This window comes from Faecalibacterium sp. i25-0019-C1 (assembly GCF_042854225.1).
Classification (GTDB): Bacteria; Bacillota; Clostridia; order Oscillospirales; family Ruminococcaceae; genus Faecalibacterium; species Faecalibacterium taiwanense.
The window spans coordinates 2,383,869-2,397,305 of sequence record NZ_AP031428.1 but is presented as its reverse complement, the minus strand read 5'-3'; the positions used below and the strand labels follow the sequence as shown (position 1 = coordinate 2,397,305).

The 13,437-nt window shown below is 54.8% G+C and carries 10 protein-coding genes and 1 other annotated feature (1 of these 11 cut by a window edge); of the genes, 5 read left to right on the top strand and 5 right to left on the bottom strand.

Annotated features, from left to right (window positions below; genetic code table 11):
* Positions 1–187, top strand: a binding site (T-box leader) (it extends 70 nt beyond the left edge of the window).
* 79 nt (positions 188–266) lie between these two features.
* Both ACGHUK_RS11850 and ACGHUK_RS11845 read left to right on the top strand, forming a co-directional pair.
* The gene (locus tag ACGHUK_RS11850; RefSeq protein ID WP_097777253.1) at positions 267–1,211 is read left to right on the top strand and encodes a bile acid:sodium symporter family protein; all 945 of its coding nucleotides are present in this window, start codon (positions 267–269) and stop codon (positions 1,209–1,211) included.
* 230 nt (positions 1,212–1,441) lie between these two features.
* A complete protein-coding gene (locus ACGHUK_RS11845; protein ID WP_390574393.1) occupies positions 1,442–4,111 on the top strand; it encodes a hypothetical protein in 2,670 nt (889 codons plus the stop codon).
* Between the two features lie 212 nt (positions 4,112–4,323).
* Here ACGHUK_RS11845 and ACGHUK_RS11840 read toward each other — a convergent pair whose 3' ends face one another.
* From ACGHUK_RS11840 to ACGHUK_RS11820, 5 genes are read right to left on the bottom strand one after another with little or no spacing between them, the layout of a single operon-like run.
* Positions 4,324–6,156: an amylosucrase gene (locus ACGHUK_RS11840; protein ID WP_390509613.1), complete on the bottom strand. Its 1,833-nt coding sequence runs from the start codon at positions 6,154–6,156 to the stop codon at positions 4,324–4,326.
* Positions 6,157–6,159: 3 nt separating this feature from the next.
* Positions 6,160–7,092, bottom strand: coding sequence for a carbohydrate kinase (locus tag ACGHUK_RS11835; protein WP_390574392.1), 933 nt, complete (start codon positions 7,090–7,092; stop codon positions 6,160–6,162).
* Positions 7,093–7,135: 43 nt separating this feature from the next.
* Positions 7,136–7,753, bottom strand: coding sequence for a hypothetical protein (locus ACGHUK_RS11830; RefSeq protein WP_097793579.1), 618 nt, complete (start codon positions 7,751–7,753; stop codon positions 7,136–7,138).
* Positions 7,740–8,390 (bottom strand): YesL family protein, encoded by a 651-nt coding sequence (locus ACGHUK_RS11825; protein WP_390574391.1) that lies wholly within the window; start codon positions 8,388–8,390, stop codon positions 7,740–7,742. The genes ACGHUK_RS11830 and ACGHUK_RS11825 overlap by 14 nt, the downstream gene beginning before the upstream one ends.
* A 17-nt stretch (positions 8,391–8,407) precedes the next feature.
* Positions 8,408–9,463 (bottom strand): LacI family DNA-binding transcriptional regulator, encoded by a 1,056-nt coding sequence (locus ACGHUK_RS11820; protein WP_390574390.1) that lies wholly within the window; start codon positions 9,461–9,463, stop codon positions 8,408–8,410.
* 358 nt (positions 9,464–9,821) lie between these two features.
* Here ACGHUK_RS11820 and ACGHUK_RS11815 point away from each other — a divergent pair, with 358 nt between their 5' ends.
* The 3 genes from ACGHUK_RS11815 (at position 9,822) to ACGHUK_RS11805 (ending at position 13,435) form a co-directional block, all read left to right on the top strand.
* Positions 9,822–10,769 (top strand): sugar ABC transporter permease, encoded by a 948-nt coding sequence (locus tag ACGHUK_RS11815; RefSeq protein WP_005945026.1) that lies wholly within the window; start codon positions 9,822–9,824, stop codon positions 10,767–10,769.
* On the top strand, positions 10,753–11,688 hold the full coding sequence (locus tag ACGHUK_RS11810) for a carbohydrate ABC transporter permease (RefSeq protein ID WP_005945023.1): 936 nt from the start codon (positions 10,753–10,755) through the stop codon (positions 11,686–11,688). Before ACGHUK_RS11815 ends, ACGHUK_RS11810 begins: the two co-directional genes overlap by 17 nt.
* 76 nt (positions 11,689–11,764) lie before the next feature.
* Positions 11,765–13,435, top strand: a complete 1,671-nt coding sequence (locus ACGHUK_RS11805) for an extracellular solute-binding protein (RefSeq protein WP_097781458.1) — start codon at positions 11,765–11,767, stop codon at positions 13,433–13,435.
* Positions 13,436–13,437 lie beyond the last annotated feature (2 nt).

Sequence of the window (13,437 nt, the reverse complement as noted above, 5' to 3'; positions counted from 1 at the left end):
GCAGGGCATCCGTGGGAAGATCCTCTCCGAGCTTTCCGGCTGAATGGACGGTGTGCGCCCCAGTAAGCAGGAACGGCAGGCCCCCGTTATCACGGGCCGCGCGTTGTTGGACGTGCACTGAGTGGTCAGCGTTGTGCTGGCAATAAGAGTGGTACCGCAGAGGATATTATACGCCTTTGTCTCTTACAGACCGTAGGGGACAAGGGCGTTTTATTTTGCGGATGCTTTTGTCCCAAAGCATGTCAGAAGGAAAAGGAGAAACAATTATGAAAACACTGGAAAAAGTAAGCGACTTTGTGGGCAAGTACATGGCCGCCATCGTTATTGTGGTGGCCGCGGGTGCCCTGTTCTTCCCCGGCCCGTTCAGCGTGGTAAAGACGGCGTGGGTCAATAACCTGCTGGGCATCGTGATGTTCGGCATGGGCCTTACCCTGAAGCCGGAGGACTTCAAGGTGGTGTTCAGCCGCCCGAAGGATGTGATCGTGGGCTGCGTTGCACAGTTCACCCTCATGCCGTTTCTGGCATGGGCGCTCACGCAGGTGTTCCACCTGCCCACCGAGCTGGCCATTGGCGTGATCCTGGTTGGCACCTGCCCCGGCGGCACCTCTTCCAACGTGATGACCTACCTTTCCAAGGGCGACGTTGCACTGTCCGTTGGCATGACCGCTGTTTCCACCGTGCTGGCTCCGCTGCTCACCCCGCTGCTCACCCTGCTGTACGCTGGCCAGCGTGTTGACGTGAACCCCATGAGCATGTTCATGTCCATCGTCAAGGTGGTGCTGGTGCCCATCGCACTGGGCTTTGTGGTCAATCACTTCTTCCATAAGTTCACCGAGGAAGCCGTCCGCGTGCTGCCTTTGGTCTCCACTACCGCCATCGTGCTGATCATCTGCGCCGTGGTCTCCGCCAACAGCGCCAAGATCATGACCAGCGGTCTGCTGATCCTTGTGGTGGTCATCCTGCACAATGTGCTGGGCTACCTCACCGGCTTTGGCGTGGGCAAGCTGCTCAAGCTGGACTCCACCAAGTGCCGCGCGATCTCCATCGAGGTGGGCATGCAGAACTCCGGTCTTGCAACCAGTCTGGCCGCCGCACACTTTGCACAGTATCCGCTGGCTACCATTCCCGGCGCTGTGTTCTCCGTGTGGCATAACATTTCCGGTGCGATCCTCGCCAACTTCTTTGCCCGCACAGCAGAGAAGAAGGATTGATCTTTCATAACACAACAAAGCCCCCGGCAGACGAAGACCTGCCGGGGGCTTTGCTATGCCTGTGGGCCGGGCAACTGCAACAAAACCGGCACAAATTGTGCTTTTCACGCTGCTTTTAGGGCGATTCACGCAGGTTTGCTTCCAAAATGCGGTAAAGTGTGGGATAATCAAGATACTGTAATATATACCCCCCCCCCGTAAAAATGCGAGGGGAAAAAGGAGGTTGTACCATGAAACAAGGCAAACTTATCCGGCGTGCAGTATCGGCGGCGCTGGCCGGATGCATGATGTTCACCCTTTCCGTTCCGGCGCTGGCTGAGAGCACCGATGCGCTGATGCAGCTGAGCATGACCCGCCGCAGCGCCGTGAGCGTGCTGGACGCGGAGAATGATGAGGATGTGCAGGATTATGGCCTTGAAGTAGGCGGTGAATCCACTACACCAACCCGCGTTACCAGCAAAAACTATCAAGACATTTTAAATAAGGGTGTGCTGAGTTATGACCCGACCACCCAAACGTTGAAGTCGAATGGCAAACTACCAAGGTCGCTTCAAAAAATCAACGCACCCGGCAAGGATATAGAACTGAAGGGAGAAAATAGCAGCACAGTAACGGATAAACTGATCGTAGTGAAGGCACATAATGTAACGATCAGCAGTGATGAGTATGATGCGATTTTCTCCAGAGGTGATACCAGCACGATCAACTGCACCGGTAAGGTGGATATCCGCAGCGACAAAAATAGGGCTGTGAACGGAAGCCTGAACATTTATGATTCCAGCGAAGTGATCCTTTCTGCAGGCTACAGCGTTGTAACGGACAACGCAAATATCACCAGCGAGGGTAACGTGACCATTGAGAGTACCGACGGTAGAGCGGCGAAAAACCTGACGATCAACAAGGCTGATAATGTTACTGTTATAATCAATGACACACAAGCGATTTCCGAAAACACCCAAATCACCGCTTCCGGCACTGTGATCCTGAAAAACAACGCACAGGGCGGCCCTGTGGGCACTGTCACCTTTACACAGGCAAAAGGCAAAAACTACGTCTACTATACCAGCGAAGGTGCAGATGAGGGCGCAATTGATGCAAGCGTTACGCCTATCCCGTCCGATGTGCCCTATCGCTACCTGCGTATTGAAGAAAAGCAGAACGCCAGGATCAAGGTAAACAATGGCACTGTTACAGTGGGCGATACAACAGAAGCTCAGTTGGACAGCTTTAAGGGCCAGAAGGTCAAGGTTACTGCAACCGGAGCCGAATCTGACGACCGGAAGTTTGACGGCTGGGAAGTGGTAGCTCCTGATGGCTTTACCATTGATGCCGATAAGCTGAGAGAAAAATCGTTTGAATTCATCATGCCTGCAGGCGAAGTGGAGCTGACTGCGCACTACGCCAGCAAGTTGAGTGTGACCGGCGGCACTGCCGAAGTGAACGGCAACGCGGTGGACTTTGCCCGCCCGGATGCAGACGTGACCGTGACTGCGACCGATCGCAGCGCGGATGGCTACCAGTTTGACCACTGGGTGGTGTCTGGCGGTGATATTGGCAAGACCGAGGAAGAACTGAAAGCCAACCCGCTGAAGTTTACCATGCCGGATGCGGCGGTCAAGCTGACTGCTGTGTACCGTGCCGCTGTTACGGTGGTCAACGGCATTGCCGAAGCAGGCACCGAGAGCGGAGAAACAATCTTTGTGCTGCAGGGCGAAAAGGTCACGGTGAGCGGTAAGAACAGAAACCCGGATGTTACAAAGTTCGGCGGCTGGAAAGTGATCAGCCCGGAAAGCTTTGAACTGACCGAAGAGCAGAAAAATACCGAAAAAAATATGACCTTCACCATGCCGGCCAGCCCGGTGGAGCTGAAAGCTTCTTATAGCTTCCCGGCACCTGTAGTAGATATGCCGGTCATCGTGACGGGCGGCACGATCCGCGTCGGAAAGGGCGAAAGACAGACGGGCACGGTGTTCGTACAGCCGGGCCAGACCGTCACGATCGAAGCCAATGAGCCTGTCAAGGAGAATGAGTCGTTCCATCACTGGAAGGTGGAAAATGGCATCAGCACCGCCTTTGCCCCGACCGAGGGCAAGCTGGGCTCCGAAACGGAAAAGGGCACGGAAAAGATCGTCTTTACCATGCCGCAGGACGGCGTGAAGCTGACCGCCGTTTACAGCATCCCCGCTTCCGTGCTGAGGAGTACCGTTACTGTTACGGGCGGCACGGCAAAGTCCACTCTGGACGAGGGCAGCGATATCCCCGCAGAGATCGGCACCACGGTGGAGATCACAGCTACCCCATATGATGCCGAGAAATACCCCGGCATGGAGTTCGTGGAATGGGAGATCAAGTACCCCGATAGCTTCTACGAGAAATTCCCCGGTGGCATTCCGGAAAATCTGCAGCTCAAGCTGGACAATGCCAAGAGCGCGGCCACGACGTTTGAGATGCCCGTTTACCCGGTCAAACTGATCGCCCACTGGTCGGCCAGCGCGGTGGCCGGACCGGACGAACCTATTGATGAAGACTTCGGCGTAGAACCTGCACCCATGGATACCACAGGTGGCACCATTGCCGCCGTGGCCGTGGGCGGTGCAGCCATCTGGGGCGGCTACGAGATCGCCACCCGCGTCATCCTGAACGACCTCCTGCCCGAGGGCGCAGCCATCCCCGCAAACCGCGGCCAGCTGGCCCTGCTCATCTGGACTGAGAAGGGCAAGCCCGAACCCGCCGCACAGCCCGCCTTTGCAGACATCACCGATGCCGAGCAGGCCAAGGCCGCTCAGTGGTGCGTGGAGCAGGGTCTGCTGGATGCACGGGAAGGCAAGTTTGAATCGGACGGCTGGATGCCCAAGTTCAAGACCATTGAGATCTGGAACAAGGCGTTCCCCAAAAAGTAACCTCTGAGCGCTTCCTCCGTAAAGCCTCAGAATGACAGATCCCCCCGATACCGGATACCCGGTATCGGGGGGATTTTTTGCGCAGGCACGCGTGGCATTGGCGGTGGCAATCATCTCCGACATTTCAATGATCCAGTGACCTTGCAGTTTGCGCGAAACAAAAATACTCCGGCAACTTTCCAACCAAGAGAAAGTTACCAGAGTATTCCGCTTTACTTATTTGTTTTTACCAGCAGTGCCTGATACGGCTCCAGTTCCACATCCGCCAGCCAGACGGAAGTGCCCTCCGGGGTGTGATACTCGCCGCCCAGAGCGTCCAGACTGGCCCCTGCCGGGTACTCGGTAAAGTTGAACAGGCCCACCAGTGTTTCCTCGCCGCGCTTGCGTACCAGCGCCAGCACGCCGGGGTTGTGGCTGTCCCATGTGGTCACCCACGCATCCGGGGCAAAGCAGGGGTCTGCACGCATTTGGCGCAGCTGCTCCATGCCCTGCCACAACTTGTTTTGCAGCGTGCCCTTCCGGGTGCGCTGCTTTGCGTCCTCCCAGTTGAATTTTGTGCGGTGCAGATTGCGGCTGTCCTCCACACGGTCAGGGTCGTTTTTATAATCCCAGCCGTTGAGTTGTGCGATCTCGTCCCCGCAGTTCAGCATGGGGAAACCCTGCAAAAACGCCATAGCAGTGTGCAGCAGCAGGTCACGCTTTACGGCGTAGTCCAGTGCGGTTTTGTCGTCCTTTTCCAGTGCCTGCTCCACGCCGCACAGGCTGGCGGTGGTGCCGCAGCTTCGGGCATCGCCGGTGGCAGGGTCGTAGTTGTACAGCTCGCCCTTTGCCCAGCTGCCGGGGAAATTGCCCTCATAGAAGTGATACAGATATTCCTTGTGCTTTTGCGGGTCAATGCCAAGCCGTTTTTCCACCGCCTCGTCCAGACCCCAGCCGATATCATCGTGGCAGCGCAGATAGTTCACGAACCAGCAGTTGTCCGGCAGGGCATGGAGGGCATCCAGCTGCGCCTTCAGCAGCCGGGTATCCCGGCTGGCAAGGGCGCCCCACAGGTTGACCATGGTGGACACGTTGTAGAGCATGTGGCATTCCGGTTTTTCCGGGGTGCCGAAATAGGCGGCCAGCTCCTTGGGAGCCATGACCACCTCGCCCTTGAGGATGACCGCCGGGCAGACGCATTCCAGCACCATGCGCAGCATCCGCACGATGGTGTGCACCTGCGGCAGATTGCGGCAGGTGGTGCCCAGCTGCTTCCAGATGTAGGGCACGGCGTCAATGCGGAACACTTCCACACCCAGATTTGCAAGGTGCAGGATGCTCTTGGTCATGTCCACGAACACCGCCGGGTTGGCGTAGTTCAGGTCCCACTGGTAGTCGTGGAAGGTGGTCAGCACCCACTTGTGCATCTCCTCACACCATGTAAAGTTGCCGGGCGCGGTGTTGGGGAACACCTGCGGCACCGTCTGCTCGTACTGGTCGGGAATGGTGCGGTCCTCGTAGAGGTGGTAATAGGCCTGAAACCACGGGTCGCCAGCTTTTGCCGCCATGGCCCAGCGGTGGGTGCTGGCGGTGTGGTTCATGACAAAATCCAGACACAGGCTGATGCCGGCTTTCCGCAGCTCCCGGGTCAGGTTTTCCAGATCTTTGTTGGTGCCAAGGGCCGGGTCTACGGTATCGAAATCCTCCACCGCATAGCCGCCATCGTTGTGGGGATGGGGCATCTGCAGCAGGGGCATCAGGTGCAGATAGGTCAGCTTCTGCTCCTTGAGGTAGGGCAGTTTCTTTGCCAGCTCTTTCAGATTTCCGGCAAAGAGGTCGGTGTACATGGTCATGCCGAACATATTGCCCCGCTTGTACCACTCCGGGTCGGCAGAGCGTGCTTTGTCCAGCGCTTTCAGCTCGGCGCTGCGGGCGTTGTAGGCTTCTGCCATCTCCCGCTCCAGAACCTCCAGCCCTTCCCGGTTGTGGTACAGTTCCATGAACAGCCATTCCAGCTCGTCCTTGTGCTTGGCAAACCGGGACGCAAATTCCTGTTTTGCTGCCATGGTTCAGCCCTCCACTTCTGCAAGGGTGGGCATGGCGGGGATAGCACCATGGCGGCTGGTGGTGATGCTTGCTGCCTTGTTGGCAAAGGCCAGAATGCTTTCCAGCTTGTCCACCGTCAGGGTGTCCAGCTCCTCCTTGCAGAGCTTGGACAGAGCAGCCCCAAAGAAGGTATCGCCTGCGCCGTTGGTATCACCCACCTTGCAGGGGACGCCTGCCACATGGCCGGTTTTCTCCCCAAAGCGGTAGAATACGCCGTTTGCACCCAAGGTGACAAAGATCAGCCGGATGCCGTTCTGTGCCAGTTGTGCCGTGCCGCTTTCGCAGTCAGTGGTGCCGGTGAGCAGGGGAAGTTCTTCATCGGACACCTTCAGGATATCCACCAGTGGCAGGGGAGCTTTCATCTGGGCAATGGCATCCTCTTTGTTCTTCCAGAGGTTTGCACGGTAATTCGGGTCATAAGTAATGACAGCACCCAGCTTTTTGGCACGGGCAGCAGCATCCAGCGTAGCGGTGCGGGAGGGGTCAGCGGTCAGGCTGACAGAGCCGAAGTGCACGATTTTGGCAGCCTTCAGAGCCTCGTCCGAAATGTCCTCCTTGCACAGCATCACGTCAGCGTTGGCACTGCGGTAGAAGCTGAAATCCCGCTCGCCGGTGGCATCCACCGAGACCACCGCCATGGTGGTGGGGTGGTCTGCATCCACCGCCATGCCGGAAACGTCTACCTTGTTTTCTGCCAGAACATCTTTCAGGTAGCGGCCAAAGGCATCCGCACCCACCTTGCCGATAAAGGCGGTCTGTGCGCCCAGTCTGGAAGCAGCCACAGCCAGATTGGCCGGTGCACCGCCGGGGTTTGCGGCAAACTGGGGGATGCCGCGCGCATCCTTGCCGGTCTGGGTCAGGTCGATCAAAACTTCACCAATCGTTAAAATGTCCATGCGTTTTCTCCTTATTTTTATCCTATAAGCTAAAACCCAACGGTCACCGCTGGAACAGATAATGAATGTAAGCGGCTGCACGCTCCGGGTGCGGTGCATTCTGCACTACCCCAAGATAGACCTTGCCAGAAAAACCTGCCTGCCTGACAAACGGCGTGTCCGAAATATCCAGCACGGTCCCACCGGCGTTCAAACCCGACAGTGCATGGAAAGACGCATCCAGTGTCCGCAGATCGAGAAAATAATCATCTGCCAACAGTCGATCCCGTGCATATTCGTCCATCAGAACAACATCTAACCGCTGGGCACTGACTGCACCCAGCAGCTTCATCTCCGAAGCATATACATACTGCTCCTCTGCGTGTTCGCTTTCGCTGAGCAGTAAGCCGGACAGCAGATCGACCTGTTGCTTTTTGGTCAGACCCTGCGCCTCGGCAAAGCCGGTGGTAAGCTGTTCCGTCAGATCAGACCCGGCAGTGATATTTACCAGACCAAGGTAAAGCACATCCTCTTTTTTCGTCACATGACGGTAGGCTGCATACCCGAGGATATATACGACGATGAGCACGATCGCAATGGGCAGCTTGTAATATGCCCAGATGTGCTCCCACTTTTTGCGCCCATGGAGGGAGCGGAGCGTATCCCGGTCAGTTTTTGTCATGGTCGGATTCCTCATGTACTGCATCAGGGTCTCCACCGATCTGATAGAGGATCCGAAGCATCAGAAAGGAGCAGAGCATTGCGCACAAACCCATGCCCAGCAGGAATGCAGGCGTGAACACAAACACTATGACGTACCCCATGATGCCATAGATCGCCGCCATCAGCAGGGTGCAAAACAGATACCGGACACCCACGAGAAACGCTGTTTTCAGGATGCCGAAGGTGGTGTTTTCAAACCGTGCCAGCAGAGGAAAGGCATACAGCAGAACGATGCCGTACAGAACTGCCGCACCAATAAGCACAGCAGTGAGCAGCGTCCAGAAAATGTTTTCGCTCCACATTCGGCGCAACACAAAGCCATCCGCAACCAGAAAACTGCCGACTGTCAGCAGGATAAGCCAGAGTTTTGTGGCGGGCTTAAAATTTTCCCGGAACGCCTTGAAAAACATCCGGGTCAGACCGTCGTCCCGATCTTCCGCCATTTTGAGCGTGACGTAGAACAATGCGGTCGTAGAAGCTCCTATGGTAACGATGGGCAGGCTGCACACGAGCCATAAGATGTTCAGGTAAGCACTGTAAGTCAATTTCGTCAGCACAGCAAACAGCGGCTTGTCCGTATTGCACAGGTCACGCATGGGGGTTCTCCTTTCGCTCAATCTCCTGTGGATTCGCGCAGGATCAGGTTGGTTTCCGTATAGACGGTGCGATAGTTCAGCGATGGCTCTTCGATGCGGGTCATAAGCAGATTGGCAGCGGTGTAGCCCATGATCTGTCCATGGATATGGATCGAAGTCAGATGGGGGGCAAAGTAGGAAGCCTCCTGACTGTCATCGAAGCCGCAGACCCAGATATCATCGGGAACCGAATACCCCAGCTCATTCAATGCCTTGACCAGATCCATGGCAACAAAGTCATTGGCGCAGACAAAGGCATCCGGCATCGTTTTGAACCGACGTATGGTTTCGTACAGGGATACCGGATAGTTCTGCTGTCCAGATGGCATCGCACAGGTGTTCAGGCCTTCTGTCAGACCAAAGTACTCCACTGCATCCTTATAAGCCATATAACGCTCAAAAAAGGACTGACAGTGGTTTTTATCCCCCGCAAAGCTGATGCGTTTTTTGCCGCGCTGGACCATGTGAGCCACCGCATTCTGGACCTCAATGCGGTTTTCCATATAAAGGCGGTCGGCTTTAAGGGGAGGACGCATATCCATCACAGGGGTGTCTACAAACAGCAGCGGAACATCCAGATCGCACAGCATCTGTGCGTAGTCATAGTCGAATACTTCAATGCAGATGATGCCGGCTGTGCGCTCGATATTGAGAGAAGATGGAAGCTTTTTCTCTTTCAGCTCTATGGGAGAAATGCGATGAATGGTCGTACAGCTATGCAGATGCTCGATTTCCGACTGGAAACGATCCAGCATCATGGAGGAAAAGTGAGAGCTGCTCAGAAACTGGGTCGTCAGCATGGCGATCTCCCGTTTGTCACTCGGCAGAATGGAATGCTCTGCTGCTTTTGCAGTGTCTTCCTGAAACAGCGGCAGATAGGCAAACTGCTTATAGCCCATTTCGGCGGCTTTGCGCAGGATCTTCTCCCGTGTGGCATCTGCCAGCACACCGGTGTTGTTGATGGCCTTTGAAACTGTGTTGCGGGAAAGCTGCAGTTCGTTTGCAATATCCTGAATGGTGACTTTGGTTGCCATAAGTCATCCTCTTTCTTTATAAATAGGAGCGGGTGTTCTTTCTTTTATAGATAAAGTCCGGTGACGGATCTTATTCTTTGCGACTCCAGTATAGTGCAAATGCACAAATTAGTCAAATGCAAAAATGCAAATCATCATTTTGCATATTTGCGCACTTTTGGATTTGTGCATCTGTACAAATCCACAATAATTTTTGATGTATACCATGAATTATCGTTGACATTCGCTTGCGTGAGTGGTATAAATAAATCAAAGGATTTTACATTTGCACAATAGAAGCGAAAAACGTAAAATTCAAAGGTGCAAATGTAAAGTGCGAATCAAACGGCAAGCAAATCAAAAAGGAGGAGAATGATTCATGAAAGCAAAGACGGCCTCGCCGGAAACGGCTGTGCTGACAGCAGAACGCAAGCTGCACAACACATGGGTCTACATCAAACGGCATTGGCAGCTTTACCTGTTGTTCCTGCTGCCTGCCGTGGCGCTGACGCTGGTGTTCAAGTACGCTCCCATGGGCGGTGTGCTGATCGCGTTCCAGAAGTACAATCCCTTCAAGGGCATCTGGGGCAGCGAGTGGGTAGGCTTCAAAAACTTTACCCGCTTCATGTCCTCGCCGGACTTCCAGCGCTATCTGATCAACACCCTGAAGCTGAGCGTCTACGGTCTGCTGTGGGGCTTCCCGATCCCCATCCTGCTGGCATTCCTGCTCAACCGTATCGAGAGCAAGAAGATCAAGCAGAAGGTGCAGCTGGTGCTGTATATGCCCAACTTCATCTCGGTCATCGTGCTGTGCGGCATCGTCCGAGTGCTGCTGAGTGTCACCGGTCCGGTGAACGGCCTGCTTCACACCAGCATCAACTTCATGACGCTGCCGGAAGCGTTCCGCCCCATCTACATTATCAGCGGCATCTGGCAGGGTGCCGGCTGGGCATCCATCATGTACACCGCATCCCTTTCTAACGCCAGCAAAGATCTGAAGGAAGCTGCGATGATCGACGGCGCAAACCTGATCCAGCAGATCATGACGGTGGAGTGGCCCGCCATTAAGGATATGGTCGTTATTCAGTTTATCCTGCAGGCAGGCAACATCATGAGCATCGGTTTTGAAAAAGCCTATGCCCTGCAAACGGACCTGAACCTGAACACTGCCGAGATCATTGCAACGTACGTTTATAAAAAGGGCCTGTTGGACGGCGATTACAGCTTTTCCACGGCAGTCGGTCTGTTCAACACCGTTGTCAACGTCATCCTGCTGATCGCAGTGAACAAGATCGTTGCCAAAATGAACGATGGCAAGGGCTTGTAAGGAGGGGTTTACCATGGCAAAACAGAAAAAATCAAAAATGGCCCTCTACACCAGACAAGATAAGATCATCCTGTACTGCGGCTACGCACTTCTGGGCTTGTTCCTGCTGGCGATCATCGTTCCGATGATCTACATCGTCATCGCATCCTTTATGGACCCGGTCACTCTGCAAAACAAGGGCATCTCCTTTGATTTCAGCAAGTGGAGTCTGGATGCTTACCAGCGCGTCGTTTCGGACAAGCAGATCTGGGTCGGCTTCAGGAACGCAGTACTTTACTCGATCATCTTCACCATCATCTCGGTAGCTGTGACGATGCTTGCCGCTTATCCCATGTCGCTGCCGGACTTCAAAGGCAAAAAGATCTTCAACACCTTGTTTGTGATCACGATGTTTTTCAGCGGCGGTCTGATCCCCACCTACCTGCTCATCAACAATCTGGGTCTGCTGGATTCCATGTGGGCGGTCATTTTGCCGGGAGCATTCAGCGTGTGGAACATGATCATTGCCCGTACCTATTATCAAGGCGTCCCGCGTGAGCTGCGCGAAGCTGCGGATGTGGATGGAGCCAGCGAGATGCTTTACTTCTTCAAGATCCTGCTGCCCGTCTGTATGCCGGTGGTGGCAGTTCTGGCTCTGTGGCAGTTCGTGGCAATGTGGAACAGCTACTTTGACGCCATGATCTACCTGAACAGCGCATCGAAGCAGCCGCTGCAGCTGGTGCTGCGTTCCATCCTGATCCAGAGCCAGCCGGAATCCGGCATGATCGCAGATATCCAGAGCACTGCCGAACGTGCCAAGATGGCAGAGCTGCTCAAATATGCAACCATTATTATTTCCAGTCTGCCGCTGCTGGTGATGTATCCCTTCTTCCAGAAGTACTTTGATGCCGGCATCATGGCTGGTTCCATTAAGGGCTGAGGATATTCCAGAATTTTATAAGCAGGTACGCTCATCTGTTACACGAAAAAAGAAACATGAAAAAGGAGAAAATACCATGAAAAAGCTGATCTCTCGCCGCAACTTCCTCAAGGTCTGCGCTCTGGCGGGCTCTGCCGCTGCTCTGTCTGCCTGTGGCGGCAAATCCACCGGCAGCGGCGATTCTGCTGCCGCAGCTGTGGACGTGACCGGTGCCGTTACATTTCCGCTGTCCGAAAAGGTCACCTTTACCGGTATGACCAGCTTCCCTGTGGGCAGCGAACCCGAACCGAACAACCGCACCATCTTCAAGCGTCTGGAAGAGCAGACCAATGTGCACATCGACTGGACCGCCATCCAGTCCGACCAGTGGAGCGATAAGATCACCCTGAATATGTCCAACCCCAACACCCTGACGGATTTTGTTTTTACTGCTGATTTTACCGACAGCAATCTGCTGCGCTACGCAGATCAGGGTGTCATCCTCAATCTGGAAGACTACATTGACAACAATATGCCTTATCTCCAGAAGGTCTTTGAGCAGTACCCGGAGTACCGCACCATGTGCACCGACAGCGATGGCCACATCTGGGCACTGCCCTGGATCGAGCAGCTCGGCTCGGAAAAGACCGCCATCCAGACCATTGGCAACATGAGCTTCATCAATACCAAGTGGCTGAACTTCCTCGGTCTGTCGATGCCCACCACGGTGGACGAGTTTGAGCAGGTGCTGATTGCATTCCGTGATAACGCCGCTTCTATCAAGGCAGAGTATGGCATTGACGGCGACATCATCCCCATGTCCTGCATCGTCAACAACGGCGATCAGGACCCCAGCATCCTCATCAATGGCTTTGGCGAAGGCTACGGCGATGCAGACAAAGACCGCCATATCGCCGTTACCAACGACCGGAAAGTCATCTGTGCCGCCACCCAGCAGGGCTACCGCGATGGTCTGGACTGGCTGCACAAGCTGTATGCCGAGAAGCTCATCGACCCGGAGTGCTTCACGCAGGAGTGGTCCACCTATGTTTCCAAGGGCAAGGCTGGCCGCTATGGTGTCTGCTTCAGCTGGGATGTCGCCAACATTGACAACCTGACCGACTGGGAGCCGCTGCCTGCCCTGACCGCCGATACCCGGAATATCACTCCGCAGAACGGTTCTTTCACCAGCGGCTTTGCCCGCGGCAGATGCGTTGTCACCGCAAAGGCGGATAACCCCGCATTGGTTTGCGCATGGCTGGATCAGATGTACGCACCCCTCCAGTCTCCGCAGAACAACTGGGGTACTTACGGCGATGCGGAAGGCTTTAACATTTTTGAACTGTCCACCAACGATAAGGGCGAGCCCATGCTGAAGCACGCTCCTCTGGGCGATGCTTCTCCCGTGGAAGTCCGTGAAGCGCAGTGTGTCAGTGGACCTCTGGCGGTTCTGGATGATTACTATGGTGTATACGTTACCTGCCCGGACGATGCACAGTATCGTCTGGACTGGATCAAGGAGATCTACACCCCGGATATGAACAACGATTATGTCTATCCCAATGTCTTTATGAGCAGCGAGGACACCGAGCAGGTCTCTAATCTGCAGGCAGATCTGCAGACCTACATGAATACGCAGAAGGCCAACTGGATCATGAACGGCACGAAGGATGCAGAGTGGAACGAATATCTGAGCAAGCTGGAAGACTATGGCCTGTCCGACTATCTGGGCATTATGCAGAAATATCTGGATGCTTACTACGCATAAGA

Excerpts from the sequence above, each read along its gene's own strand:
- ACGHUK_RS11845 (WP_390574393.1), top strand. The coding sequence starts at position 1,442 with ATGAAACAAGGCAAACTTATCCGGCGTGCAGTATCGGCGGCGCTGGCC.
- ACGHUK_RS11830 (WP_097793579.1), bottom strand. The coding sequence starts at position 7,753 with ATGACAAAAACTGACCGGGATACGCTCCGCTCCCTCCATGGGCGCAAA.
- ACGHUK_RS11820 (WP_390574390.1), bottom strand. The coding sequence starts at position 9,463 with ATGGCAACCAAAGTCACCATTCAGGATATTGCAAACGAACTGCAGCTT.
- ACGHUK_RS11840 (WP_390509613.1), bottom strand. The coding sequence starts at position 6,156 with ATGGCAGCAAAACAGGAATTTGCGTCCCGGTTTGCCAAGCACAAGGAC.
- ACGHUK_RS11825 (WP_390574391.1), bottom strand. The coding sequence starts at position 8,390 with ATGCGTGACCTGTGCAATACGGACAAGCCGCTGTTTGCTGTGCTGACG.
- ACGHUK_RS11805 (WP_097781458.1), top strand. The coding sequence starts at position 11,765 with ATGAAAAAGCTGATCTCTCGCCGCAACTTCCTCAAGGTCTGCGCTCTG.
- ACGHUK_RS11810 (WP_005945023.1), top strand. The coding sequence starts at position 10,753 with ATGGCAAGGGCTTGTAAGGAGGGGTTTACCATGGCAAAACAGAAAAAA.
- ACGHUK_RS11815 (WP_005945026.1), top strand. The coding sequence starts at position 9,822 with ATGAAAGCAAAGACGGCCTCGCCGGAAACGGCTGTGCTGACAGCAGAA.
- ACGHUK_RS11850 (WP_097777253.1), top strand. The coding sequence starts at position 267 with ATGAAAACACTGGAAAAAGTAAGCGACTTTGTGGGCAAGTACATGGCC.
- ACGHUK_RS11835 (WP_390574392.1), bottom strand. The coding sequence starts at position 7,092 with ATGGACATTTTAACGATTGGTGAAGTTTTGATCGACCTGACCCAGACC.